General features: G+C 28.0%; 26 protein-coding genes and 1 pseudogene. All 27 read right to left on the bottom strand.

Going from position 1 to position 25,650, the window contains the following annotated elements:
• Positions 1 to 13 precede the first annotated feature (13 nt).
• The gene (locus tag RDY08_RS04970) at positions 14 to 1,993 is read right to left on the bottom strand and encodes a type I restriction-modification system subunit M (RefSeq protein ID WP_307905331.1); all 1,980 of its coding nucleotides are present in this window, start codon (positions 1,991 to 1,993) and stop codon (positions 14 to 16) included.
• A gap of 411 nt (positions 1,994 to 2,404) precedes the next feature.
• Positions 2,405 to 2,818, bottom strand: coding sequence for a hypothetical protein (locus tag RDY08_RS04965; RefSeq protein WP_307905330.1), 414 nt, complete (start codon positions 2,816 to 2,818; stop codon positions 2,405 to 2,407).
• Positions 2,819 to 2,825: 7 nt separating this feature from the next.
• On the bottom strand, positions 2,826 to 3,518 hold the full coding sequence (locus RDY08_RS04960) for a hypothetical protein (protein WP_307905329.1): 693 nt from the start codon (positions 3,516 to 3,518) through the stop codon (positions 2,826 to 2,828).
• On the bottom strand, positions 3,515 to 4,453 hold the full coding sequence (locus RDY08_RS04955; RefSeq protein ID WP_307905328.1) for a hypothetical protein: 939 nt from the start codon (positions 4,451 to 4,453) through the stop codon (positions 3,515 to 3,517). The genes RDY08_RS04960 and RDY08_RS04955 overlap by 4 nt, the downstream gene beginning before the upstream one ends.
• 190 nt (positions 4,454 to 4,643) lie before the next feature.
• Positions 4,644 to 6,116: an anthranilate synthase component I gene (gene trpE / locus RDY08_RS04950; RefSeq protein ID WP_307905327.1), complete on the bottom strand. Its 1,473-nt coding sequence runs from the start codon at positions 6,114 to 6,116 to the stop codon at positions 4,644 to 4,646.
• A gap of 1 nt (position 6,117) precedes the next feature.
• Positions 6,118 to 7,041, bottom strand: a complete 924-nt coding sequence (locus RDY08_RS04945; RefSeq protein WP_307905326.1) for an aspartate carbamoyltransferase catalytic subunit — start codon at positions 7,039 to 7,041, stop codon at positions 6,118 to 6,120.
• A 264-nt stretch (positions 7,042 to 7,305) separates the two neighbouring features.
• Positions 7,306 to 8,163: a protease modulator HflC gene (gene hflC / locus RDY08_RS04940; protein ID WP_307905325.1), complete on the bottom strand. Its 858-nt coding sequence runs from the start codon at positions 8,161 to 8,163 to the stop codon at positions 7,306 to 7,308.
• Positions 8,160 to 9,125: an FtsH protease activity modulator HflK gene (hflK, locus tag RDY08_RS04935; RefSeq protein WP_307905324.1), complete on the bottom strand. Its 966-nt coding sequence runs from the start codon at positions 9,123 to 9,125 to the stop codon at positions 8,160 to 8,162. The genes hflC and hflK overlap by 4 nt, the downstream gene beginning before the upstream one ends.
• Positions 9,126 to 9,199: 74 nt before the next feature.
• Positions 9,200 to 10,267: a DNA integrity scanning diadenylate cyclase DisA gene (gene disA, locus RDY08_RS04930; RefSeq protein ID WP_307905323.1), complete on the bottom strand. Its 1,068-nt coding sequence runs from the start codon at positions 10,265 to 10,267 to the stop codon at positions 9,200 to 9,202.
• A 1-nt stretch (position 10,268) separates the two neighbouring features.
• Positions 10,269 to 11,612, bottom strand: coding sequence for a DNA repair protein RadA (gene radA / locus RDY08_RS04925; protein WP_307905322.1), 1,344 nt, complete (start codon positions 11,610 to 11,612; stop codon positions 10,269 to 10,271).
• Positions 11,613 to 11,727: 115 nt separating this feature from the next.
• The gene (locus RDY08_RS04920) at positions 11,728 to 12,087 is read right to left on the bottom strand and encodes a response regulator (RefSeq protein ID WP_307905321.1); all 360 of its coding nucleotides are present in this window, start codon (positions 12,085 to 12,087) and stop codon (positions 11,728 to 11,730) included.
• A gap of 2 nt (positions 12,088 to 12,089) precedes the next feature.
• On the bottom strand, positions 12,090 to 12,587 hold the full coding sequence (gene coaD, locus RDY08_RS04915; RefSeq protein WP_307905320.1) for a pantetheine-phosphate adenylyltransferase: 498 nt from the start codon (positions 12,585 to 12,587) through the stop codon (positions 12,090 to 12,092).
• Between the two features lie 8 nt (positions 12,588 to 12,595).
• Positions 12,596 to 14,062 carry an Rne/Rng family ribonuclease gene (locus tag RDY08_RS04910; protein WP_307905319.1) on the bottom strand — a complete coding sequence of 489 codons (1,467 nt, stop codon included), beginning with the start codon at positions 14,060 to 14,062 and terminating at the stop codon, positions 12,596 to 12,598.
• Positions 14,059 to 15,093, bottom strand: a complete 1,035-nt coding sequence (locus RDY08_RS04905) for an elongator complex protein 3 (RefSeq protein WP_307905318.1) — start codon at positions 15,091 to 15,093, stop codon at positions 14,059 to 14,061. Before RDY08_RS04905 ends, RDY08_RS04910 begins: the two co-directional genes overlap by 4 nt.
• On the bottom strand, positions 15,080 to 15,796 hold the full coding sequence (rnc, locus tag RDY08_RS04900) for a ribonuclease III (protein ID WP_307905317.1): 717 nt from the start codon (positions 15,794 to 15,796) through the stop codon (positions 15,080 to 15,082). The genes RDY08_RS04905 and rnc overlap by 14 nt, the downstream gene beginning before the upstream one ends.
• 14 nt (positions 15,797 to 15,810) lie before the next feature.
• The gene (fabF, locus tag RDY08_RS04895) at positions 15,811 to 17,052 is read right to left on the bottom strand and encodes a beta-ketoacyl-ACP synthase II (protein ID WP_307905316.1); all 1,242 of its coding nucleotides are present in this window, start codon (positions 17,050 to 17,052) and stop codon (positions 15,811 to 15,813) included.
• Between the two features lie 31 nt (positions 17,053 to 17,083).
• Positions 17,084 to 18,025 (bottom strand): NAD(P)H-dependent flavin oxidoreductase, encoded by a 942-nt coding sequence (locus RDY08_RS04890; protein WP_307905315.1) that lies wholly within the window; start codon positions 18,023 to 18,025, stop codon positions 17,084 to 17,086.
• Between the two features lie 142 nt (positions 18,026 to 18,167).
• Entirely contained in the window at positions 18,168 to 18,401 is a 234-nt protein-coding gene (gene acpP, locus RDY08_RS04885) for an acyl carrier protein (protein WP_307905314.1), read from the bottom strand.
• A gap of 66 nt (positions 18,402 to 18,467) precedes the next feature.
• Positions 18,468 to 19,211 carry a 3-oxoacyl-[acyl-carrier-protein] reductase gene (gene fabG, locus RDY08_RS04880; protein WP_307905313.1) on the bottom strand — a complete coding sequence of 248 codons (744 nt, stop codon included), beginning with the start codon at positions 19,209 to 19,211 and terminating at the stop codon, positions 18,468 to 18,470.
• A 28-nt stretch (positions 19,212 to 19,239) separates the two neighbouring features.
• Positions 19,240 to 20,151, bottom strand: coding sequence for an ACP S-malonyltransferase (gene fabD, locus RDY08_RS04875; protein WP_307905312.1), 912 nt, complete (start codon positions 20,149 to 20,151; stop codon positions 19,240 to 19,242).
• Positions 20,152 to 20,280: 129 nt separating this feature from the next.
• A pseudogene (fabK, locus tag RDY08_RS04870) lies at positions 20,281 to 21,234 on the bottom strand (enoyl-[acyl-carrier-protein] reductase FabK); the annotation flags it as partial.
• 16 nt (positions 21,235 to 21,250) lie between these two features.
• Positions 21,251 to 22,246, bottom strand: a complete 996-nt coding sequence (locus RDY08_RS04865; protein WP_307905310.1) for a beta-ketoacyl-ACP synthase III — start codon at positions 22,244 to 22,246, stop codon at positions 21,251 to 21,253.
• 33 nt (positions 22,247 to 22,279) lie between these two features.
• Positions 22,280 to 23,272 (bottom strand): phosphate acyltransferase PlsX, encoded by a 993-nt coding sequence (gene plsX / locus RDY08_RS04860; protein ID WP_307905309.1) that lies wholly within the window; start codon positions 23,270 to 23,272, stop codon positions 22,280 to 22,282.
• A 169-nt stretch (positions 23,273 to 23,441) separates the two neighbouring features.
• Complete coding sequence (rpmF, locus tag RDY08_RS04855; RefSeq protein WP_307905308.1) at positions 23,442 to 23,642, bottom strand: 50S ribosomal protein L32; 201 nt, start codon at positions 23,640 to 23,642, stop codon at positions 23,442 to 23,444.
• Between the two features lie 24 nt (positions 23,643 to 23,666).
• On the bottom strand, positions 23,667 to 24,167 hold the full coding sequence (locus RDY08_RS04850; protein ID WP_307905307.1) for a YceD family protein: 501 nt from the start codon (positions 24,165 to 24,167) through the stop codon (positions 23,667 to 23,669).
• A gap of 174 nt (positions 24,168 to 24,341) precedes the next feature.
• Positions 24,342 to 25,352: a BMP family lipoprotein gene (locus RDY08_RS04845; RefSeq protein WP_307905306.1), complete on the bottom strand. Its 1,011-nt coding sequence runs from the start codon at positions 25,350 to 25,352 to the stop codon at positions 24,342 to 24,344.
• 124 nt (positions 25,353 to 25,476) lie between these two features.
• On the bottom strand, positions 25,477 to 25,641 hold the full coding sequence (locus RDY08_RS04840) for a FeoB-associated Cys-rich membrane protein (RefSeq protein WP_307905305.1): 165 nt from the start codon (positions 25,639 to 25,641) through the stop codon (positions 25,477 to 25,479).
• Between the last annotated feature and the right edge of the window lie 9 nt (positions 25,642 to 25,650).

Raw genomic sequence — 25,650 nt, 5'->3', positions numbered from 1 at the left:
TCATCAAAAGGGCTTAAATAAAAAAACTCAACTTCTCCTTTTTTGAAAACTCAATAAAAGCCTCTGCTATTCCATCTTCTGTTTTTCCATCGTGATTATATAAATCATGGTCAACTATCAAATGGTCATGATCATCTAAAATATTTTGTCCATTTTCATCTTTTACATAAATTTTATCTCCACTATTATCTTTACTAGGTTTTTGCATAGTTGCAAAAAATATATTATAATCATCTTTTTTAGGACAAAGTTTTTCATCCCATTTTTGCACCAACAAAACACTTGTTTTGGTTCCTGTATGTGGCTTAAAAACATTCCCATGAAGTCCAACTACTGCTAAAATCCTGCATTTTTCGGCTATAAAATCTCTAATAGCTTTATCACTTGAATTATTAAATCTTCCTTGTGGTAAAACTACCGCCATTCTTCCACCAGATTTTAACATATCAAGATTTCTTTCTATAAATAAAATATCCCGCCCCACTTTTGTCTGCCATTTTCCATTTGGTTTTTTCCCTAAATCATATCTTGCTAAAATTCTTCCTTCTTTTATATCTCCTGCAAAAGGTGGATTTGCCATTACAATATCAAATTCAAACTCTTTATTTGAATTTCTGTTTTTTCTTAATTTTTTTAGTCTTCTCCAACCATCAAAATAAGTATCTTGCCAATTTTCATCTTTAGTACTTTCCTCCCATCTTCCATAATCCAAAGAGTTTAAGTTTAATACATTAGTATGTCCATCTCCTGCAATAATATTTAACATTCTTGCTACTCGAACACTTTTTTTATCAAAGTCTATTCCAAAAACTTTTTCTTTTACATAGTCTAATGCCCTTGCATGTTTTTTTTCTGCAGTAAACAAATGACTTTCTTCTATGCCTAATTCATTATATATTTTTTTCCATACATCAAAAACATTATGAATTGGAAATCCACAACTTCCACTTGCGGTATCTATAATATATTCTTCTTCTTTTGGATTCAGCATTTTTACACACATGTCAATTACATATCTAGGCGTAAAATATTGACCTTTTGAACCTTTTGAATTTTTATTTACAAGATATTCAAAAGCGTCATCAATAACATCAAGGTTAGAATTAAATAATTTTACATTCTGTAATGATGAAACACTAACAGACAAATGAGATGGAGTTAAATCTATTCCCTCATCATCTTTAAAAATTCCTGTCCATTTTTCCTTTGCTTTATCAAAAAGTTCTTCTATTTTTTCTTTTAATTCACTATCACTTTCGCCATATTTTCTAAATTCAATCATTCTATCTCTATCTCTTGTGCTCTGTAATTCATCATAAAGTTTTATAAATATAAGTTTAAAAACTTCTTCAAATACATCTACTCCAGAATTTGAAAGAACTTCATCCTCCATATCCAAAATAATACTTTTAAGTGATTTTTTTTGATTTTTCAACTCATCTTTTTCAATTAAATCATCTATATAAAATTTTTCTTTTAATAAATCTCTTAAACTCTGTTTTTCTGTTGGTATATTTGTTATTGGTTCAAAATAATTAGGATCTTTTCTATGATAATATGTTATTTGTTCTCCATTACTCCATACGGCCATAGTTGCACCAGTTGCATTACAATATGATTTCAACTGATCTTTTCCATCTTTTAATTTTGGTTTTTTCACTTCAATAATAATATATGGAACTGTTGGTTGTATTTTATCCATAATTACTATGTCTGCTCTTTTTTTCTCTCTTCCAAAATTCACTATATATTCTACTTGCATTCTTTCAAATGAGTATCCGTATTTTTCATTTAACTGCATTAGGTATAATTGCCTAACAATCTCTTCTGGAGTTAATTTTATATCTTTATTTCTTACCATACATTTTATGTAGTATGCTTTACCATTTTTTAATTCCTTTTCAAAAATAGAATTTTCAAGTTTTTCTATATAACTTTCATTAAATAATGACAATTTATAATTACTATCTTTTAATATTTCTTGTATTTTCATATTCCACCTCTTTTTTATAATTATTTATGGTCAATTATAACATTTTTTTTGATTTTTTTCACTAAATATGTTTACTTAGCCGACTAGGACGGTCGGCGGAAATTTCTTTAGGCGAGTTTTGGTTTTTTGCTTTTAAATTTTAACGGTTAAAACCAACTTTATTAGATAAATAAAGGCTGATTTCTGTCAGATAACGGCTCCCATGCTAGGCGATGCTTCTGAACCACTAGAGTAATGAAGATAAGCGTTACAGGTCTCCTGTTAGCGAATCGAATTACGTCCCACAGGGCTTAGGTGAAGATGTATCGACTGCATAGTGTTAGGTGCAGTCATCTCTACTTCTTTATCTTTAATAACTTCGCTTCTTTTTATAAAAAAACCTTTAAACTCTCAAAATATAAAATAATTTATCTAATATAAATCTTCCTCAAGCATTTCAAAAATATAAGAAATTTTTTTCTGTTCTTCAATACAGCAAGTATTATGTAAAAATCCAATACATTTATCTTCTGATTTTTTCAATATCTTATGTAATAATATTAAATTTTCATATTCTATTTCATGTTCTTTTAATTTTTTTATATCTTTTTCTATCTCTATAAACGATCCTCCTTTTATATAATCAAAATATTTTCCTAATAAACCTGCAATTACATCTGATAATTGTATCATTTTATCTTCTTCTGACTTTTTAAAAACATAATGCAATAATTCTTTTTCATCATCTATAAATTTTAAATTGCTTATCAATTTTTCTATTTCTTTCTCTTCATCAAAAATATGTATTGAATTTTTAAATAACTTTAATGGTGAAATATAAAACAATAATAAATCATTTATTATTGTTTAAATTGTCCATTATAAATGGTAATTCTTCTTTTTCTCTTGATTTTTTTAACAACTCTATTAGAAAATTTTTCATCATATTTTTAACTTCACTTTCATTTATCATATCTAAAAGATCATCAATAAATTCATTTTTTATATCTTTTTTTATATTTGGATAATCATGTTTTAAAAATAATTCTGTAGTCTTTTCTATATCCGCATACATTATTTTATATAAGCAATTCTTTAATTCAAAAGAAAAATCCATATACTCATTTTCTAATATCGAATCTATTATGTCCACTATCGAGTAATAAAATGGATCAAGTTTTACATAATGTAAATATATTTTATTTTCATAAATATATTTTAATATTATATTCAATTTTTGAGATTTACAACACTCGAGAAATTTACCCTTTGATATCATTTTAAACTTCAATTCCTTCACATTTGATTGTAATTTCAATTTTCCAAATAAATCTTCTATATTAGGTAAAACTTCTACATCTTCATGCACTAAACCTGCTAAAACAAAGTTCTTATTCGTAGATGCATTAAATTTATTTTCCTTTATCCAAAATTTTCTAAAATTATTTGTTTCATCATAATAAAATTTATATCTACCATTAATTCCTTTCTTATCAAAAAGTAAAATCTCATTTCTCTCTTTATTTACATCTATTTCCCATTTCATATTTTCTCTCCTTTTATCATATTTTGTATATTGCTTTTATTCTTTAAATAAAATAAATCTGTATTTTTTAATTTATCTTTAAACCTTATTCCTACCTCTTCATCCTTTATATCAGTAACTGTTTTCCCGTTTAGCTGAATTTCAAGTATTTCTAATTTTATTAATTCTTCATTTCTTTTTATATACATAAAATCACCAATTTTTATTTCTTGATCTTTCAATTTCAATATAACTACTCTATTTTCCTTATAAAATTCTCCTATTGATTCTACAATTTCAAATTCTTCACTATTAAAATTTTCATCATATGATTTTATTTTTTTGCTAAATATTAATTTAATAAAATCATCCATATATTTATATAACCTTTTAATATCTTCACAAATAAATTTTATCTTTCCATCAATCACTTCTAATTCTAATTCTTCTTTATATATTTCAATTTTTCCTTTTTCAGATATATAACCCGCTTTATGAATAATATCATTTCTTAGTTTATTTATTAGTTTCATTTTTCTATACATATCATTGTATTTAATTTCTTCCATGTCTACAACTTTTTCTAAATAGTTAATTGCTCTTGTTATTCCCTTATCTTTTAAATCTTCAAGCCCTATCTTTAATTCAAATTTTCTTTTACAAATTTCACAATATCTATCTAAAGAAGCTTCTACTACTGAATATATCGTTAAAAAAAAAGATTGAAATGCAAGCATTTCTGTTTCATGCAAATAAATAATATTTTTCATACACTCTTCATGAATATAATTATCTAAATTTTCTACCGACAAATCATGTAATTCTTTTCTTTTTTCTTCCATGTCCTTACTCGTTATCTCTATTAAACTTTCAATTGCATTTAATTCAAATTTCCATGAATATAATATCAATTGTCTAAAATCATTCTTATCAAAGTCATTTATATCTGGAAACATTTTTTCTTCTCCTTATTTTAATTAATAATCATCTTATTTATCTCTTATGACTGAATTTATCTCAAAATATTAATTTATATAAAAATTACAATTGCACCTAACTCGTTTATACACGCATAAAACCTTCGCATATCCTTCCATAAAGATTGTATATGCGAAAACTTTATCTCTAATTCCTACTATTAACGCCCTACCCCAAAGCCCTAATAACTGGAGCAATCTTATTCTCTGTTTCTTTATATTCATTTTCAGGAATAGAATCATATACAATTCCTGCTCCTGCTTGCATAAATGCTTTATTATCTTTAAATACCATTGTTCTAATTGTTATACAGCTATCCAAATCTCCATTAAAACTAAAATATCCAATAGCTCCACCATATATTTCTCTCTTAACTGGTTCCAAATCCTCTATAATTTCCATTGCTCTTATTTTTGGAGCTCCTGTTAATGTCCCTGCTGGAAATACTGCTTGCAATAGATCAAATCCATCTTTATCTTCTTCAATTTTACCTTGTACACTAGACACAATGTGCATTACATGAGAATATCTTTCTATTACCATTTTTTCTGTGACTTTTACAGTTCCATATTTTGAGATTTTTCCTACATCATTTCTACCTAAATCTACAAGCATTATATGTTCTGCAATCTCCTTTTCATCACTCAAAAGTTCTTTTTCCAATGCAATATCCTCTTCTACATCTTTTCCTCTTTTTCTAGTCCCTGCTATTGGTCTCAAAGTAATTGTATCTCCCTCTAATTTCACTAAAATTTCAGGTGATGCCCCTGCTATTTTAAAATCCTTAAAGTTGAGATAAAACATATATGGTGAAGGATTTATGCTTCTTAGTCTTCTATATACGTCAAATGGATTATGTTTGTATTCTGCCATAAATCTTTGCGATAATACAACTTGGAATATATCTCCTGACTTTATATATTCTTTTGAACTCTCTACAGCTTTATAAAATTCCTCTTTTTTGAAATTAGAACTGATTTTAATTTCTTCTTTTACTTCGCTTATTTGAAAATTTAATTTAACTTCATTTGTCAATTTTTCATAAATATTTTTTATCTTTTCAACACTTTCATCATAAATTGATTTCAAATCTCTATCTTCTTCTATAAACATATTACAAATAATTAATAGCTCTTGTTTAAATCTATCAAATGCTAAGATTGTATCTGTGATCATAAAATACATATCAGGAACGTTAATTTCAGCTCTATTTTTTTTCTCTATTTTTTCAAAATATTTTACAGTATCATACCCAAAATATCCAACAGCCCCACCAACAAAACTTGGTAATTTTTCATTTTTTACCATTTTATATTTACTCATTATATTTTTTAAATAATCCAAAGGATTTTCACCAGTTTTTAATTTGAATTCAGTAGTTTTTTCATGTTCTATTATTTCTACATTGTCATCTGTTGCAGAAATTTTAATAGATGGATTTACTCCCAAAAATGTATATCTTGCAAATTTATCCTCTCCAGAAATACTCTCTAGTAAAAATGAATATTCTTCATCTTTAGCTAATTTCAAATAAGCAGATATTGGAGTTTCTACATCTGCTAATATTTTTGTATAAATTTGAATTACATTCCCTTGTTTTGATGCTTTTTCTATTTCATTATAATCAGGATATATCCTCATTTTATTCACTCCCTTCAATAATTAAAGCTAATAATGCCATTCTAATAGCAACTCCATTTTCTACTTGGTCAAGTATCACTTGTTGTTTACAATCAGCTACATCAAATGAAATTTCGACACCTCTATTCATTGGTCCTGGATGCATTATTATTGCATCTTCTTTCATTTTTTTTAATCTTTCATCATTTAACCCAAAAAAATTATGATATTCATCCAAACTAGGGAATAAACTATCACCTTGCCTTTCTAATTGAATTCTCAAAAGATTAATTACATCCATTTTTCCTAAAATATTATCTAAATTATTTTCGATTTCAACTCCAAAACTTTTGAATTCATCTGGAATAAGTGTAGCAGGACCAACTAATGTTACATTTGCACCTAATTTTTTTAATAAATATATATCTGAACGTGCAACCCTTGAATGAAGAATATCTCCAATAATAGCTACATTCAAATCTTTAAATTTCTTCCCTGTTTCATATATTGTAAATCCATCTAATAATGCTTGCGTAGGATGTTCATGAACTCCATCTCCTGCATTTATTACTTGACCACTTACATATTTAGAAAACATTTTAGGTGCTCCAGCTTGAGAATGCCTTATTACATACAAGTCAGCCTTCATAGCATCTAATGTTTTTGCTGTATCAATAAGCGATTCTCCCTTTTTTATAGATGAAGTACTAACACTCATATTTATAACATCTGCTCCAAGCCTTTTCCCTGCTATTTCAAATGAACTTCTTGTTCTAGTACTATTTTCAAAAAAAAGATTAACTACTGTTTTTCCTCTTAATAAACTATTTTTTTTTATTTTACTTCTTGATAAAGCTTTAAATTCTTTGGCTTTTTCAAATATAGCCATAATATCTTCTACTGATAAATCTTTGATTCCAAATAGATTTCTATTTTTTAATAACATCTAATAGTTTCCTCCTCTATTTTATTGTTCTTTTATTTTATTATTTTTTTTCCCATTTTTCAGACCTCACCTGAATCCTCTCTTATCTTAGGATAGAATTTTTTTATTTTTACTCCCCTTCTCCTAAATTAGGAGAAGGGGTCGGGGGATGAGGTCTATTCCCTGATGCCTTTGAAGTTGGGTAAGTGTGCCCTCTATTGTCCCTCTTATAAAGCTTTCCCCTTCTCAAAAAAATCTAAGAAGGGGAAATTTTATATATATTTTTTATTTTACACCACCAAAAAGATTAAACAAATCTGAATCAGTTGATATAATAATTCTGTTTTTATTTTTTTGAGAAAAAATCTTTTTATATGCGTCTAAACTTCTTGTGAATTTATAGAAGTCAGGATCTTTATTATAAGCATCTGCATATATTTGTAGAGCTTTTGCATCTCCTTCTCCTTTTATCTCTTCTGCTTTTCTATATGCTTCTGCTAAAATTGTTGTTTTTTCTTGATCTGCTTTTGATTCTATTTGTAATGCTTGCTCTTTTCCTTCTGCTCTATATTTTTTAGCTTGTTGAGCTCTTTCTGTTTGCATCCTTTTATATACATTCAATTCATTTTGTTGTGGTAAATCTGCTCTCTTTATTCTTACATCTACAATAACTATTCCAAATTCTCTAGCTTTTTCATCAGAATTTTTAGTTACAGTTCTCATAATATCTTCTCTTTTAGAAGACAATATCTCTGTTAATGTATATCTACCTATATTTTGTCTTAACTCAGAATATATTATATCATCTAATCTTACTTGAGCTCCAGCTTCATCATGTACTGTTTGTAAAAAAAGCAATGGATTGCTTATTTTAAATCTAGCATAGTTATCGATTACTATATTTTTTTTGTCTTTTGTAATTATTTCTTTAGGTTCTGCATCGTATTCTAATAATCTTTTATCAAATTTATCAACTTTTTCTATAAATGGTATTTTAAAATTAAGCCCTGCTTTCATAATAGGTTTTCTAACTGGTTGTCCCATTCTAACTACTATAGCTTCTTCTATTTCTGTAACATAAAACACTCCTGTATAAAATATAGCTATTGCTATTATCGCTACTACTCCTAATATTTTTTTCATTTGATATCACCTTCTTTTCCGATAATATTTAATAATTTGCCTTCTAAATTTTTATCTACAATTATTTTATCAACATTAGGCAAAATTCCTTCCATTGTTTCAAGGTACATTCTTGTTTTAGTTACAGTTTTCCCTAATTTATATTTATCATATAATTTTGTAAATCTTGCTACGTCTCCTTGTGCTTCGTTTATTCTTTTTGATTTGTATGCTGCTGCATCATTTAAAGCTTTTTCCGCCTCTCCTCTTGCTTTTGGAATCATATCATTTCTATATCCATTTGCTTCATTTATATAACGAATTTTATCTTCTTTTGCACTAGCCACATCTTTAAAAGCTCCTATTACCTCTTTAGGCGGCTGTACATCTTGCAATTGCACATTCAATACATAAACTCCTGTTTCATATTTATCTAATATCTCTTGCAATCTATCTTTAGTTTCTCTTTGAATTTTTTCTTTACCCACTGTTAAAACTTCTTCTACTAAATTTTTCCCTACTATTTGTCTCAAAGAGGCTTCTGCCGCATCTTTTAGCATCTTATACGGTTGTTTTAAATTAAAAATATATTGCTTAATATCTTTAATTTTATACTGTACAATTGCATCTACTGATAATATATTTTCATCTCCTGTAAGCATAAGAGCCTCTTCTGGAATATCTCTATATCTTGCAGGTGGTCCTGGATTTATGGTTCTAAATCCTATTTCAATTCTATGAACTGCTGTTGTTTTAGCTTTATAAACAGCAGCAACTGGTGATGGTGTATGCCAATGCACTCCTGGTCCAGTTGTTTCAACATATTTACCAAATCTTAGTATTACTGCTTGTTCATCAGGTTGAACTACATAGATACCTGTTGCTAAATACAATCCAAGTACGATTAGTACTCCAAATATTCCCAGCCCTTTTACAAATTTTAAAAAATTATTAACATTTTGATTTAAATCATTTTCTGCCATAACAATAACCTCCATAATTTTTTATTTTTTGTATCTTTAAATCTATAAATAATTCATTTATATTTCTTATAATTTTAGATCTCTTTCTCTAATAAAATAGTAGCTTTTAATCTTTTTAATCCATTTTGTATTGACTTAGCTTTAAATTTACTAATTCCTTTTATCTCTGAAATATCATCTATTGTTGCATTTAAAATACTTGTTAAATCTATAAATGTTTCCACTATTTTTAATATATCTCTTTTTGTTAATTTTAATATTTTCCCTAAAACTCTATATCCTTTTGGAACTATTTTATCATCTAATGTTTTGTAATTTTTAGAATATCCAAGTAAATATGATATATTTTCTATTATTAATATCTCTTCTTGATTTAATCTATTTAATCCTGCTATAATATCTTCCATACTTAATTGGCTTTCTTCATTATAATAATCTTTTAATAATGATTCAAATTCTTCTTGAGTTCCCATTAATAGTTCATCCAATTGCATATTTATTAATCTTCCCTCTACTCCTAATTCTACTATATATTTTTTTATCTCGTCAGCTATTTTAAATAACATTTCGAAACGTTGTATTACATGTGTAACTTCATATAATGTTACCATTTCATCAAATTCCATAATAGTTAAATATTTAAGTTCTTTATCTAATACCGTTTTATATCTTTCTAATGTTTTTATACCTTGGTTTGCTTCACTCATTATATCTGTAATATTTCTTATCATGTATCTTTCATCATTTTGATAAAGTGTAATCCTTTTTCTTCTTTCAGAAATAGATACAACTAATTCTCCTGTTTGTTTTGCTACACGTTCTGCAGTTCTATGCCTTGTTCCACTTTCAATAGTCGTAATTTTAGAATTAGGCTGCAAGTGAACATTTGCCATCAATATTTTTTTCACTTCTTTATCTATAATTATTGCTCCATCCATTTTTGCAAGTTCATATATTTTTTCAGGTTCATAATTACAATTTATTTCAAATCCACCATCAGAAATACTTAATATTTCTGAAGACCCACTTACAACAATGAGAGCTCCTGTCTCTGCATCTAATATATTATCTAAACCTTTTCTTAGATCTGTCCCTGGAGATGCTAATGCTAACATTTTTAAAATTGCACTATTATCTTTCATTTTATTTCATCCTTTCCAATAATTCATATAAATTTTTTAAATAATAAAATTTTAAATTAATACTAGATTTTTCTACTTCTTTTCTATTCCCCTCTGGCAAATAAATTTTTTTAAATCCCATTTTTTTTAGTTCATTTAATCTTTTTGTTATAAAAGATACTTTTCTCACTTCTCCTCTAAGTCCAAGTTCTCCCAATGCAGCTACATCATTATTTACAGGTATATCCCTAATACTAGATAATATCGAAAGAGCTATAGCTAAATCAATAGTTGTCTCTTTTACTGACAACCCTCCAGGAATATTAATAAATATATCTTGTGTAGTTAAATTTAAAGAGAATTTTTTTTCTAATATTGCTAATAATATTTGCATTCTATTATAATCAATTCCTTGAGCAACTCTTCTAGCCATTCCAAAATTTGTAGTTGATGTTAAAGATTGTATCTCTAATAAAAATACTTTTGTCCCTTCTAAGACTGGAACTACAATACTTCCTATATTTTTTTCATCTCTTTCACCTAAAAAGAATTCAGAAGGATTTCTTATTTCACTAATCCCATCATCTTCAAGATTAAATATTCCCACTTCATTAATAGAACCAAATCTATTTTTACTATTTCTTAAAATTCTATATAAATAATTCTCTTCTCCTTCAAAACTCATTACAGCATCAACCATATGTTCCAATAATTTCGGACCTGCAACTTTACCATCTTTTGTAATATGCCCCACAATAAAAAATGATATTCCATGTTTTTTTGCCATTTCTACTATCTTTAATGTAGATTCTCTAATTTGTGTAACAGTTCCTGGTATTGCATTATATTCGTTTGAATATAATGTTTGTATAGAATCAACTCCAACTACTTTTGGTTTATTCTCTAAAATATATTTTTTTATAGCTTCGATTTCTGTTTCAGATACTAAAAATAGTTTATCGCTATTTATTTTTAATCTTTTAGCTCTATGCTTTATTTGTTCAGCAGATTCCTCTCCAGAAATATATAAGACATCTCCATATTTAGTATAATCTTTTAAAATTTGAAGTAATAAAGTAGATTTTCCTACACCAGGGTTCCCCGTTAATAAAACTACTTCCCCTCTTACCAATCCACCACCAAGAACTCTATCAAATTCATTAAAATTTGTTTTATATCTATAATCTTTTAACAATTCTACTTCATTTATTGTAATAGCTTTTATTGATTTTTCTGTTTTTATCTTTATAGGTGCTTCTGTCTCTTCTTCAAAACTATTCCAAGATTCACACTCTGGACATTTTCCTATCCATTTATTAGTTTTATACCCACAATTTGTACACACATAATATTCTTTTTTTTTCATGTTTTTTTCTCCTAAAGAACGTTTAAAAAATAAGTTTCTTATATTGTATAATCAAATATAAATTTTAATTCATATTTAATTATACAAAAACAGATATAGCCTAAGCTATATCTGCCTATAAAGACATTGCTTCTAAAATTTTTATTGCTTTATCTTTATCAAATGGTTTTATTATAAAATCAATAGCTCCTGCTTCTAAAGCTTCTCTTATCATTGGCTTTTGTCCCATGGCACTACACATAATAACTTTTGCCTCTGGAGATATTCTTCTAATCTCCTTTACAGCAGTAATTCCATCCATATCAGGCATAGTTATATCCATAGTGATTAAATCTGGTTCCAATTCTTTAAATTTAGAAATCGCTTCTTTTCCAGTTGAAGCTTCTCCTACAACTTCAAATTTATCTCTTGGCAAAATATTTTTTAACATTTGTCTCATAAATAATGAATCATCCACAACTAATAATTTTATCATAATTATTCACCCCTTTTTATTTTTGCTTTTTCTCTTATTTTATTTAAAATTGTTTTATCAACATACTCTTCTAATTGCCCATTATTAATAGCAATCTCTTTTATTACAGTTGAACTTAAATATAAATTTTCTCTTGATGCTGGTAAAAATATAGTTTCAAACTTTCCTTTAGATAATTGACTATTAAAAAGTGCTAGTTGCAATTCATATTCATAATCAGACACCGCACGTAATCCTCTAATAGCAATTTTCAAATTCTCTTTTTCCATAAAATCAACTAAAAGTCCATCAAAACTTTTTATCTGTATTTTTTTATTGTTTCCATAAAGTTCTTTTATCATATTAACTCTTTCTTCTACAGAAAACCAAGATTTTTTTTCTGAATTATTCAAAACTGCAATAACTAAGTTATCAAATATATTTAAAGCTCTATTTATTATATCAATGTGTCCATTGCTTATTGGATCAAAACTTCCTGGATAAATTGCATTTTTGTTCATTTGTCCTCCTAATTTTCAAGCACAATCTCATATTTATCTCTTTCAAGTGATCTATCTAACAACACTTCAAATTCTTTATTATAATCTTTTAAATATTTTTCTATAAAATCTAAATATAAACTTTGTACTTTTGCGTATAATTGATTACTAACTTTTAATTTTATTCTTTTAATATCTTCATCTACTGATAGAAATCTAATTTCCATAATAATATCATCAATAATAAATTCGCTACTTTTTATCATTCCAGTTCCATTACAATGTGGACATTTCTCTAAAAAATATTTAGAAAGTTCTTTCCCAGTTCTTTTTCTTGTCATTTCCACAAGTCCAAGTTCTGTAAATCTTACTATATTATTCTTTATTCTATCTTTTGATAGATTTTCCTCTAAAATTTCTACAACTTTTTTCTGATCTTCTTCTAGTTTCATATCTATAAAATCAATTATAATTATACCACCTAAATTCCTTAAACGCAACTGTTTTGGAATTTCTTTTGCAGCTTCCATATTTGTTTGAAAAACAGTACTTTCCAAATCATAAGTTCCTGTGTTTTTTCCTGTATTTACATCAATACTTACCAAAGCTTCTGTTTTTTCAATAATTAGATATCCTCCACAATCAAGCCATACTTTTTTTTGAAGAACTTTTTTTAATTCACTATTAATTCCATAATGTTCAAAAATTGGTTCGCTCTCATGATATAGCTGAACTTTTAGTTTTAAATTTGAATCAGAAAATGTAGAGATATAATCTATTACTTTCCAATAATTATCTTCTGAATCTACAACTAAATGATCTATTTCTGATGAAAATATATCTCTTAATACTCTTTCTACTAAAGTGCTATCTTTATATATAAGATCTCCAATTTGAGCATTATAAGATTTATGTTCTACTTCTTTCCATTGCTTTGTTAGATATTCAATCTCTTTTATAAAATATTTTTCATCTTTTCCTTGTGCATCTGTTCTTATTATAACTCCAACGCCATCAGGCTTTATATCTTGTAATATATTTTTTAATCTTTCTCTTTCTTCCTCATTACCTATTTTTTTAGAAATTGCAATATAATCATTGTTTGGCATTAAAACTAGATATTTACCAGGAATTGTATAGTGAGTCGTTACCCTAGCCCCTTTTGTCCCTGTTGGTTCTTTTAGTATTTGAACTATAACATTATCATTCACATTTAAAATTTCTTCTATTGGTTTTTTACTATGTTCTATTCCATCAAGATATTTTTCTTCAAACTCTCTTAAATCTTTTACATATAAAAAAGAGTTCTTTTTCAATCCTATATCTACAAAAGCAGATTCCATTCCTGGCAAAACATTTGCAACTTTTCCTTTATAGATATTTCCAACTATTCTTTTTTTATCATCTCTCTCAATAAAAAATTCTGTTAAAACCCCATCTTCAAGTAAAGCTGCTTTTATTTCATATTCTGTAGAAGTAATTATTATCTGTTTCATATATTATTCATCTCCAAAGCCATTAGTATATTTTTTCTTTTATAGGATTTTTTATTTACTAAAATAAGCTCTTTTTCTAATGAATTATCAATATTAAAATTTAATTTCCCATTAAATTTTTTTAAATTAACTTTATTCATTCCAACTATTCTAGAAATATTACTTTGATTAGTTATAACATTTAATTCTTTTTCTTTTTTTAATATTATATTTAAAAATTCGTAATAAATTTCGCTTTCCACAACTTCTCTAAAGGATGAGTGGAATGGTCCAGCTGTAATTACTCCTTCTTTTCTTAAATCATCTGCTGGTTGTAACCCTACACGTATAATTTTAATTCCATTTAATTCTAATTTAATTATCATAGGTAATGTTATTTTTACAGCATCACTTATTGATAAGGGTTGATACTCTTCATTTTTATACATTGAATTTAATTTTGTATTTTCAAGTACTAATGTAGGATAAATTCTAATTAATGAAGGCATTATTTTTAAAATATCTTCTATTCCAGCAATATCGCTTTCAATTGTAGAGCCTGGTAATCCTGGCATTATTTGCAATCCTAATGTTATTCCATATTCTTTAATTAATTCTGAAGCATTAAAGACATCTTCTCTTGAATGACCTCTTTCAGATAGCTTTAAAACTTCAGTATTAAACGATTGAACTCCTAATTCAATTGTAGTAACATTATATTTTGATAAATTATCTAAAATTTCTCTATTAATATAATCTGGTCTAGTTGACATTCTAATCCCATTGACTAACCCTTTTTTTATATATTCATTTGCCACTTCTAAAAATTCAGTTTGTAATTTTATAGGTAGTCCAGTGAAAGTACCACCAAAAAATGCTATCTCTTTTTCAGAATTTTTAGGTAAAGTTTTTAAAGTTTCCTCTATAATAGCTCTTATTTCATTAGGCTGTATATTAGTAATAACTCCAGTTATATTTTGTTGATTGCAAAACACACACATATGTGGACAGCCGTAATGTACTATAAAAATTGGAATATTATAATGTTTCATGCAATTTTACCTCTAATCTACCACAAGCATTTCTTGCAGCCATTTGTTCTGCTGATTTTTTATTTCTGCCTAAACCTTCTCCTACAATACTATTTTTAACTTTAACACCAACTTTAAATTGTTTATTATGATCTGGTCCTAACTCTTCTAATACAATATATTTTGGTATCTTTTTATATTCTTTTTGAGTAAATTCTTGTAATATTGTTTTATAATCTACTAAATCAAGATTTTCATCAATATGAACAATTCTATCTACAAAATATTTTAAAACAAATTCTTTGGCATTTTCAAACCCAGAATCTAAGTAAATCCCTCCTAATAAGGCTTCAAAAACATCTCCTAAAATAGAATTTCTTTCTCGCCCACCAGTTAGCTCTTCTCCTTTACTTAAAAACATATAACTTCCAATTCCTATTTCAGTAGAAACCTCTGCAAGGAGAGGCTCACTAACAATCATAGCTTTTAATTTAGCGAGTTCTCCTTCAGTTGCATTACTAAACTTTATATATATATATTCCGTTATAATTAAATCTAAAACAGCATCACCAAGTAATTCCAATTTTTCATTATTTATATTTTTAAAATCTCTATGTTCATTTCCATATGATCTATGGATTAAAGCTTTTGTTAATAAAGATTTATCTAAAAAAGTATAATTAATTTTTTTTTCGAATTCACATATTTTTTTATCTGATAACAACCATATCACCTCTTCTAATTTGAATATTTTTTGAATGCTATTACAGCATTATGCCCACCAAATCCAAGAGAACTTGACATAGCTACTTTTATATCTCTTTTTTCTGCTTTATTTGGTATATAATCTAAATCACATTCAGGATCTGGGTTTTCATAATTTATTGTTGGAGGCATTATACCTTCTGATACAGCCAAAGCTAAAAATGCAGCTTCTACCCCTCCTGCTCCACCTAAAGCATGTCCTGTAGCTCCTTTTGTAGAACTAACAGCTAATTTATATGCTTGTTCCCCAAATACTGATTTAATTGCAGCTGTTTCTAATCTATCATTTGCTGCAGTTGAAGTCCCGTGAGCATTAATATAATCCACATCTTCTAGTTTGATATTTCCTTCTTTTAATGCCATTTTAAAAGCTCTTGCTGCACCTGTTCCTCCTGGTGCTGGTGATGTCATATGATATGCATCTCCTGTTTCTCCATATCCTACTATTTCAGCATATATTTTTGCTCCTCTTTTTTTTGCTGATTCTAACTCTTCTAAAATTAATATTCCTGCTCCTTCTCCCATTACAAAACCATCTCTATCTACGTTAAATGGTCTAGAAGATTTTTCAGGAGTTTCATTATATTTAGTAGATAAAGCTTTTAATGCACAAAATCCTCCTACTGCAAGAGGAGTGATACAAGCTTCTGTCCCACCTGCAATCATAGCTTCAACTCTTCCGCTTTTAATCATTTCAAAAGCATCTCCTACCGAATGAGTTCCAGAAGCACATGCTGTTACAATACTTTTATTTGGTCCTTTTGCTCCTGTATAAATAGAAACATTCCCAGCAGCCATATTTTCGATCATGGCAGGTATTGTAAATGGAGATAATTTTCTAGGTCCTCTTTTTTCCAATATAGAATATTGTTTTTCCATTATTTCAATTCCACCAATACCAGAACTAACTATTACTCCTATATTTTCTGCATTTTCTTCAGTTATTTCTAATTTTGCATCTTCTAATGCCATTTTCGAAGCAACTACTGCAAATTGAGTATATCTGGCTAATTTTTTCAATTCTTTTTTTTCTATAAATTCTGATGCATCAAAATCTTTTACTTCTCCTGCTACAGTCGATGCGAATCCAGTTGCATCAAATGATTTTATATTAGAAATCCCTGTTTTACCTTCTAAAAGATTTGTCCAAGTTTTTTCTTTTCCTGTCCCAAGAGCTGTTATTAATCCTATTCCTGTTATTACTACTCTTTTCAATTCATCCACCTCTTTCTAAAGTTATATTTTATTATTGTGCCTTATAATTTATAAATTGTTGGAATATTTCTTTTACCGAAAGTATATCATGTATTTTCCAAACATCTTTTCCAGTAAAAAATACCCCTCTTTCTAAATCTCCATCATGACCTCTATTCAAAGCATCTTTTATACAAAATTTTCTACTACAATGCTTTAAACAATTTGTACAGTTTTCTGGTTTTGGAGCTTTTCCTGCTAATACTAAATTTGTAAATTTTGTCTTTATTGCATTCGCAGGTAATCCTGCAGAACTCATTATCTCAACAACATCTTCTTTTTTAGATTTTATATATAATTCTTTAAATACATCTGATATTTCTACTTCTTTACTTGCTACAAATCTAGTTCCCATTTGTACTCCATCTAATCCTAAATCAAACATTCTTTGTGCATCTTCTGGAGTTACAACTCCTCCTGCTCCAATAACTGGAATTTTTACTGCTTCTTTTATATCTTTTACAATATCCCAACTATCTTTATCTGTTCCAAGATGTCCTCCTGCATTACCACCTTCAACTATTATTGCACTAGCCCCTAATCTTTCTGATATTTTAGCCAATTTTACAGATGATACTATTGGTAAAAATGGGATTTTAGCTTCTTTTGCCATTGCAAATACATCTCTTGAAAAGCCAGCACCTGAAATTATTAAATCAATTCCACTTTCTATAGATGTTTTTACTAATTCTACAAAATCAGTTGCTGCAAACATTATATTTACACCAATAATTCCTTTAGTCATCTCCTTAGCTTTTTTTATTTCATTGGCTAATTCTTCTAATTTTAATCCTGTACCTGCAATAACTCCTACTCCACCTTCATTAGCAACTGCTGCTGCTAATTTAGCCATAGATACTCTTATAGCCATTCCACCTTGTATAATAGGAAATTTAGGTGTTAGATTGCCTATTTTTAATTTTGGAAAATTCATTTTTTATTTCACCTCTCCTTAATATATTAAAAGCTTCGATTCAAAAACAAAAAGTATTAAAAAACACTTTTTGCAAATCAATCATACTATAAGCAATATAATATAATTGATTTGCTATAGGGGTAATTATTACCCCTATAGTTTATGCGTTAGCTTTAATATAATCTAAAACGTTTTGAACTGTTTTAATTTTCTCAGCCTCTTCATCAGGAATCTCTACACCAAATTCTTCTTCAAATGCCATAATTAATTCAACTGTATCTAAAGAATCTGCTCCTAAATCATCTACGAAAGATGCTTCAGCTACAACTGATTCTCCATCTACGCCTAATTGTTCAATTATAACTTCTTTAACTTTTTCAAATAATTCTGCCATTAATAATTCACCTCCTCTCAAATTAACTATAACAAATTTTTCTTGTTTTTTCAAGTTTTATTTTACCTACATTACCATTCCACCATCAATTGTAATTACTTGTCCTGTTATGTATTTTGACAAATCAGATGCAAGGAATAACGCTGTATTAGCAATATCTTCTGGAGTCCCCATTTCCCCCATTGGAATTTGAGATAATATTTGTTTTTGAACTTCTTCTTTTAATATATGAGTCATGTCTGTCTTGATAAATCCAGGTGCTATGGCATTGACTCTTATTCCTCTTCTCGCCCCTTCTCTAGCTACAGATTTTGTTATTCCTAATATCCCTGCTTTTGAAGCAGCATAATTAGTTTGCCCAACATTCCCTATTAATCCAATTACAGATGATATATTTATTATAGAACCACTTCTTTGCTTTACCATAGCTTTAAAAACTGCTTGTGTACAATTAAATACACCTTTCAAATTTACAGATATAACTCTATCAAAATCATCTTCTTTCATTCTTAAGAATAATCCATCTCTTGTTATCCCAGCATTATTTACAAAAATATCTATTTTACCAAAAACCTCTAATGTAGTTTTTACCAAATTTTTTGCACTTTCATAATCAGTAACATTTGATACTATAAATTTTGTTTCAACACCATATTTTTCAGCTATTTCTTGTGCTGTTTTTTCTCCATCTTCTAGTATATCCGTAATTACTACTTTTGCTCCTGCTTCTGCAAATTTTTCTGCCATTGCTCTTCCTATACCTCTTGCAGAACCTGTTACTACTGCTATTTGATCTTTTAAATTTATCATAATAACCTCCTAATATCTTTAATATATTTTAAAGTTTTTCTATATCTTCTATCTTCTCTATATTTATCACTTCTAATCCTCTGTCAATTTTTCTGATTAATCCTTTTAATACTTTTCCAGGACCTATTTCATAAATTTTTGTAACCCCTTCTTCTTTTAATACGTTAACTATATCAACCCATTTTACAGGTCCAAATGTTTGATTGTACAGTTCTATTTTTATATCTTTTACACTATCTATAATTTTTCCTGTAGTGTTTGCAACTATTTTTATTTCTGCATTTTCAAAATTAAAATTTTCTAAATTTTCTTTTAATTTTTCTCCTGCTGGCTTCATTAATGATGAGTGAAATGGACCTGATACATCTAGAATTACCGCTCTTCTGGCTCCAGCTTTTTTTAATTCTTCTACTGCTTTTTCTATTCCTTCTTTTGTTCCAGCTATTACAGTTTGTTTTGGTTCATTAAAATTAACTGCTTCAACCACTTCTGAAATTCCATTACAAATTTCTATAATTTTTTCTGCAGGAACTCCTAATATAGCTGCCATTGTTCCATTTATATTTTCTGTAATATCATTCATTATACTTCCTCTTAATTCTGCTAATTTAACAGTATCTTCTATAGAAAGTACTTCTGCTGCATTAAGTGCACTATATTCTCCTAAGCTATGTCCTGCAACGTAATCCGCTTTTATATTTTTTTCTTTTAATAATTCTGTTAAAACAGAACTAAACGCCACTATTGCTGGTTGAGTATATTTTGTTTCTTTCAGCTTTTCTTCTGGACCATCAAACATAATATTTTCCAAGTTTATTTCTAAATCACTAAATATATTATCAAATATCTCTTTTGCTTTATTACTATTTTCATATAATTCTTTTCCCATTCCAACATATTGAGCTCCTTGTCCTGGAAAAACAAATGCAACTTTTGACATTTTTACCTCCAATTATAAATTATGAACGGCTTAAAAATAACATTTCCATTTTGTTTTAAAATACGCACGATTTTAGCGTTTTTATAACAAAATATAAGAAAATTATTTTTTAAACATTCTTTGATTATTTTAAAGATATAAGTTTTTCAAATTGTTTAGTTCATTTTCTGCAGAATTAATTAAGTCTAATATTATATCTTCGCAAGTTTCCTCTTTATTAACCATTGCTGCAACTTGTCCTGACATAACACTTCCAAAATTAATATCTCCATCTTTTGCTGCTGCTCTTAATCTTCCTGCTCCCATTTTTTCCAATTCTTCATTTGAAGCACCTGATTCTTCAAGTTTAATAAACTCTTTTGCAAGTTTATTATTAATAATTCGAACTGGATGTCCTGTTTTTCTTCCAGTAACAACAGTACTCCTATCTTTAGCTTTTAATATTGCTTTTTTATAATTTTCATGAACAGTACATTCTTCAGCAATTAAAAATCTTGTCCCAACTTGTACACCTTTAGCTCCTAATGCTAATGCTGCTACAAATTGTTTCCCTGTAGCTATTCCTCCTGCTCCAATAACAGGAATATCCACTGCTGCTGTTATTTGAGGTAATAAAGCCATTGTTGTTAATTCTCCAACATGACCTCCTGCTTCTACCCCTTCTACTATTATTGCATCTGCACCAGATTTTTCCATTCTTTTAGCTAATGCAACTGATGGAACAATTGGTATAACTTTTATTTTAGCTTTTTTTAATTTTTTTATAAATGCTCCAGGATTTCCAGCTCCAGTTGTAACAACAGGAACTTTTTCCTCTATACAAACTTCTATCTGTTTTTCTACATTATCCATCATCAACATTAAATTTACTGCAAATGGATTGTCTGTAATTTTTCTAACTTTTCTTATCTCTTCTCTTAACAATTCTGATGGCATTCCACCACCTGCAATAATTCCAAGTCCTCCAGCTTTTGAAACATGTCCTGCTAAATTACCTTCAGCTATCCATGCCATTGCTCCTTGAAATATTGGATATTTTATTTTTAATAAATCACAAATTTCAGTTTTTATCATTTTTGTCCTCCTACTTTTAGAATTACTATTTTGACCATTTAATTAAACAAGAACCATATGTTAAACCTGCTCCAAAACCTACTAATACTATGTTATCGCCTTTTTTTAACTTATCATTTTTATACAATTCATCTAAAGCTATTCCTATAGATGCAGATGAAGTATTCCCAAATTTATTCATATTCATATGAAATTTAGAAACAGGTTGTTTTAATTTTTTTGCTGCCGCTTCTATTATTCTTACATTTGCTTGATGTGGGACATATAAATCAACATCATCTGGAGTCATATTAAGATTTTCTAATGTTTTTAATGTAGTCTTAGGTAAAGCAGTAACAGCAAATTTAAAAACTTCTTTTCCTTTCATTCTCAAATAATGCATTTTTTTATTTACAGTTTCATCACTTGCTGGATTTCTAGATCCACCGCCTGGTTGATCCAATGTATGTCCACCACTTCCATCAGCTCCTAAATCATAAGATAATAATCCATATCCATCTTCTACTTCTCCAAGTACTGCTGCTGATGCTCCATCTCCAAATAGTACACATGTATTTCTATCTTCCCAATCCATAATTCTAGAAAGAGCTTCTGAGCCTATAACTAATACTTTTTTATACATACCTGTAGCAATAAAATTCCCACCTACTGCTAATCCATAAACAAATCCTGTACACGCTGCTTCCAAATCAAATGCTGCAGCATTTGATGCTCCTATTTTATCTTGTACTATAGCTGCTGTTGCTGGAAATGCAAAATCAGGTGTTATAGTTGAGACTATAACCAAATCAATCTCTTCAGGAGATACATTTGCATCCTCTAATGCTTTTTTAGCAGCTTTTATAGCTAAATCAGAAGTAGCTTCTTCTTTAGCTGCAATTCTTCTTTCTTCTATTCCAGTACGGCTTTTTATCCACTCATCAGTAGTATCTACTATTTTTTCTAAATCTTTATTTGTTAAAACTTTTTCAGGTAGATAAGAACCTAAGCCAACTATCCCTACACTTTTTAACTTTTTCATATTATATCCTCCAGTTTATAAAAATTATTATTCTTAAAAATTTTCTTTTAAGTTTTCAATAAAATTAGCTTCTGCAAAAAAATTAGCAACTTTAATCGCATTTTTTATTGCTGTTGAATTTGAATTCCCATGAGCTTTTATTGAAATACCATCTACTCCAAGAAAAATAGCTCCTCCATATTCTGAAGAATCCATTTTAGATTTTAATGTTTTAAATACATTTTTTAAAAATATTGCACCTAATTTTGCCATAAAAGATTTTTTTATTTCATCTTTTAATATTCCTGTTATAAAACTTCCTACACCTTCTGCTGTTTTTAATATTACATTTCCAGTAAATCCATCTGTAACAGCCACATCTATATCAGTGTCTACTATATCTCTAGGCTCTATATTTCCAACAAAATTTATTTTTTTATTTTTTTCTAAAAGTTCATATGAAGCTACTGCTAATTCATTTCCTTTTCCTGTTTCTTCTCCTATATTAATCAAACCAATTTTAGGATTATCTTTTTTAAGAAACAGTTTTGCATAATATGATCCCATAATAGCAAATTGTTCTAAATATTCTGGTTTACAATTAGCATTTGCACCTACATCCATAAGAACTATATTCCCTCTTTTAGATGGCATAATTGTTGTTATAGCAGGTCTTAATACTCCTTTTATACGCTTTAATTTTAATAAACTTGCACTCATTAAAGCTCCTGTATTACCAGCAGAAACGCTTGCATTAGCTTTTCCTTCTTTTACAAGTTCTAAAGAAATATTCATCGAAGCCTTTTTCTTTTTCCTTACAGCCATAGCTGGTGAACTTTCTTCTTTCATTTTTATAAATTCAGTTGTATGCTCTATTTTTATTCTCTTTTTATCATAGCTATATTTTTTTAATTCTTCTTTTATTAATTTTTCATCTCCAACTAGGATTATTTCTAAAGATTTTATTTCATCCAATGCTAAAACAGCTCCCTTTACTGTTTCTACTGGAGCAAAATCTCCACCCATTGCATCTAATGCTACTATCATAATTCCTCCTATACTATAAAGAAAAAGCAAGATAATTATATCTTGCTTTTCTCAGTTAAGAATGTTTAAAAAATTATTTTTATTATACATTTAATAATAAAAATGATCAAAACATTATATTATTATCAAATGTGCAAATTATTTTTAACCCATCCCTTAGTAGATTTAACTATTCTGCGTTTGCAACTACTTCTTCTCCTGCATTTAAAACTTGTTTATCACCATAAACACCGCATTCTAAGCATATTCTATGTGGTCTCTTTGGAGCTCCACAACTAGGACATACTGATAAACCTGTGGCTTTTAAAGCATGATGCGATCTTCTCATATCTCTTTTTGCTTTTGATGTTTTTTTTGGAGATACTGCCATTTTCTGTATTCCACCTCCTATTTCTTACTTCTTTGTTATATTTAAAAGTTGATTCCATCGGGGATCTATCTCTTCATTTTTAGAATAAAGCTCAATCTCTTCTATTCCATTACAATTAACATCACAAATAGGATATTCTGTAATTTCAAGAAGGATATATTCCCTGAACAACTTATCAATATCAATTTCATTTCCTGATATTTTTTCTCTTACAATTTCATCACTGTTAAAAAAATGTTCTGCTTCCTCTAACTTTAAATACTCATTATAATCTTCTTCTTCAAGATATGAAGTTTCAAATTCGGTATCTACATCTTGATAAAAATTTTTAAGACATCTAACACATTTTAACTTTACTTTCGTTATTATTCTTCCTGTTGCTATAACTTCATTTCCTACAACCTTTAAATTTAAGTTATACTTTACCAATGCAGAATCCTCATACAGATTATCCAACAGTAATTCACCTGAAAAATTTGTTATATCTGTTTTTTGTCTTTTTAATTCTGCTACGTTTATTTTCATTACTATCACCTCATAAATTAGCAACTTATTATACTTTATATCCTATTTTTTGTCAAGTGTTTTGTTTGTTCTACGCTTTTTCAGATAAAAATATATAAATATTATTTAGTTTTATTTTTATACATTATAATTATAGATAAACTCGAAAAAAAATATAATATATTCTTAATTTAATTATCTAGCATGTATATCTATACTGCCATCTATTATTCCTATTTCTATTTTTTTTAATTTTGCTAACATATATGTTGGTATTTTATCTTTTGTATATGTTAGATCAGTTATTCCAACTCCACCTTCTTTTAATCCAAATAAGTTTATTCCAGGTTTAAAATTCCCTTGTGCTGTAATTTTTACAGTATTATATACAGCAACATCCACATGTTTTACCATGCTAGTTAGAACTGTTCCTGGAGCTAACCCATCTTGATCAGAATCTACTCCTATTGCATATATCCCTGCATCTTTTGCTGCATCTATAACACCCAAGCCTGTTCTACCTGCAGCACTATATAATATATCAGCTCCTTTTTTTATCATATCTTCTGCCTTTCTTCTTCCTGTCCCTGGAGAATAAAAAGGGTTAGCTCCTCCTATATATGTATCAACAGTCATAACATTTTGATTTACATATTTTGCACCACTAGAATATCCCTCTTGAAATTTTCTAATCAAAGGAATATCTATTCCACCTATAAATCCTATTACTCCAGTTCTAGTCATCATTCCAGATAATGCCCCCACTAAAAACGACCCTTCATCTTCTTTAAAAAGCAAAGAAGCTACATTTGGTAAATCTATTCTAGCATCAACTATTGCAAATTTTGCATTTGGATGATCTATTGCTGCTTTTTCAGTTGCTGCTTTCATTCTATATCCTACAACCACTATTAAATCATAATCACTTTCTGCATATTTTTTTAAAAAGTAATCTACTGCTTCTTCAGAAGCTGGTTCAACATAATTAAATTTTATTCCTAATTTTTTTTCAGCTTGTTTTAGCCCAATGAAAGCAGAATCGTTAAAGCCCTTATCCCCCAACCCTTCTACTAATAATCCTACCTTTATAGGCTTTACTGGAGCTTCTTTCACTACCTTTTTAACTTTTGTCCCTGAAGATACATTTTTTCCTGTACAACCAAAAATACCTAATAAGACTACCAATAATAAAACCACTTTTTTCATAACAATTACCTCCTATTTTTTATTTGTTCTATTTACTATTCTACTATATCAGTTGATTAATTTCAAGCTTTTTTTATTTATGGTAGTATAAGTTTTTTTGTATGTTTCCCCTTAACTATTTTAATTATTTTTTTATAACATTTTTTTCGCTATATATATTGCATGAACTTTTATGTGTACATGAAGAACAAGTCCCACTCTCTGCATTTTTAAAAGATTCATACATTTTTTTAAAAGCTATATATATTACTATAACCATTATAATTCCGACTATTATTTCTTGTATCATTTTAAACAC

It is taken from the genome of Haliovirga abyssi (assembly GCF_030295325.1).
Taxonomy (GTDB): domain Bacteria; phylum Fusobacteriota; class Fusobacteriia; order Fusobacteriales; family Haliovirgaceae; genus Haliovirga; species Haliovirga abyssi.
Note: the sequence above shows the minus strand (reverse complement) of the source record. Positions and strands in the feature narration are given on the sequence as shown.

Excerpts from the sequence above, each read along its gene's own strand:
- RDY08_RS04970 (WP_307905331.1), bottom strand. The coding sequence starts at position 1,993 with ATGAAAATACAAGAAATATTAAAAGATAGTAATTATAAATTGTCATTA.
- RDY08_RS04960 (WP_307905329.1), bottom strand. The coding sequence starts at position 3,518 with ATGAAATGGGAAATAGATGTAAATAAAGAGAGAAATGAGATTTTACTT.
- RDY08_RS04955 (WP_307905328.1), bottom strand. The coding sequence starts at position 4,453 with ATGTTTCCAGATATAAATGACTTTGATAAGAATGATTTTAGACAATTG.
- trpE (WP_307905327.1), bottom strand. The coding sequence starts at position 6,116 with ATGAGGATATATCCTGATTATAATGAAATAGAAAAAGCATCAAAACAA.
- RDY08_RS04945 (WP_307905326.1), bottom strand. The coding sequence starts at position 7,041 with ATGTTATTAAAAAATAGAAATCTATTTGGAATCAAAGATTTATCAGTA.
- hflC (WP_307905325.1), bottom strand. The coding sequence starts at position 8,163 with ATGAAAAAAATATTAGGAGTAGTAGCGATAATAGCAATAGCTATATTT.
- hflK (WP_307905324.1), bottom strand. The coding sequence starts at position 9,125 with ATGGCAGAAAATGATTTAAATCAAAATGTTAATAATTTTTTAAAATTT.
- disA (WP_307905323.1), bottom strand. The coding sequence starts at position 10,267 with ATGAAAGATAATAGTGCAATTTTAAAAATGTTAGCATTAGCATCTCCA.
- radA (WP_307905322.1), bottom strand. The coding sequence starts at position 11,612 with ATGAAAAAAAAAGAATATTATGTGTGTACAAATTGTGGGTATAAAACT.
- RDY08_RS04920 (WP_307905321.1), bottom strand. The coding sequence starts at position 12,087 with ATGATAAAATTATTAGTTGTGGATGATTCATTATTTATGAGACAAATG.
- coaD (WP_307905320.1), bottom strand. The coding sequence starts at position 12,587 with ATGAACAAAAATGCAATTTATCCAGGAAGTTTTGATCCAATAAGCAAT.
- RDY08_RS04910 (WP_307905319.1), bottom strand. The coding sequence starts at position 14,062 with ATGAAACAGATAATAATTACTTCTACAGAATATGAAATAAAAGCAGCT.
- RDY08_RS04905 (WP_307905318.1), bottom strand. The coding sequence starts at position 15,093 with ATGAAACATTATAATATTCCAATTTTTATAGTACATTACGGCTGTCCA.
- RDY08_RS04890 (WP_307905315.1), bottom strand. The coding sequence starts at position 18,025 with ATGAATTTTCCAAAATTAAAAATAGGCAATCTAACACCTAAATTTCCT.
- acpP (WP_307905314.1), bottom strand. The coding sequence starts at position 18,401 with ATGGCAGAATTATTTGAAAAAGTTAAAGAAGTTATAATTGAACAATTA.
- fabG (WP_307905313.1), bottom strand. The coding sequence starts at position 19,211 with ATGATAAATTTAAAAGATCAAATAGCAGTAGTAACAGGTTCTGCAAGA.
- fabD (WP_307905312.1), bottom strand. The coding sequence starts at position 20,151 with ATGTCAAAAGTTGCATTTGTTTTTCCAGGACAAGGAGCTCAATATGTT.
- RDY08_RS04865 (WP_307905310.1), bottom strand. The coding sequence starts at position 22,246 with ATGAAAAAGTTAAAAAGTGTAGGGATAGTTGGCTTAGGTTCTTATCTA.
- plsX (WP_307905309.1), bottom strand. The coding sequence starts at position 23,272 with ATGATAGTAGCATTAGATGCAATGGGTGGAGATTTTGCTCCAGTAGAA.
- rpmF (WP_307905308.1), bottom strand. The coding sequence starts at position 23,642 with ATGGCAGTATCTCCAAAAAAAACATCAAAAGCAAAAAGAGATATGAGA.
- RDY08_RS04850 (WP_307905307.1), bottom strand. The coding sequence starts at position 24,167 with ATGAAAATAAACGTAGCAGAATTAAAAAGACAAAAAACAGATATAACA.
- RDY08_RS04845 (WP_307905306.1), bottom strand. The coding sequence starts at position 25,352 with ATGAAAAAAGTGGTTTTATTATTGGTAGTCTTATTAGGTATTTTTGGT.
- RDY08_RS04840 (WP_307905305.1), bottom strand. The coding sequence starts at position 25,641 with ATGATACAAGAAATAATAGTCGGAATTATAATGGTTATAGTAATATAT.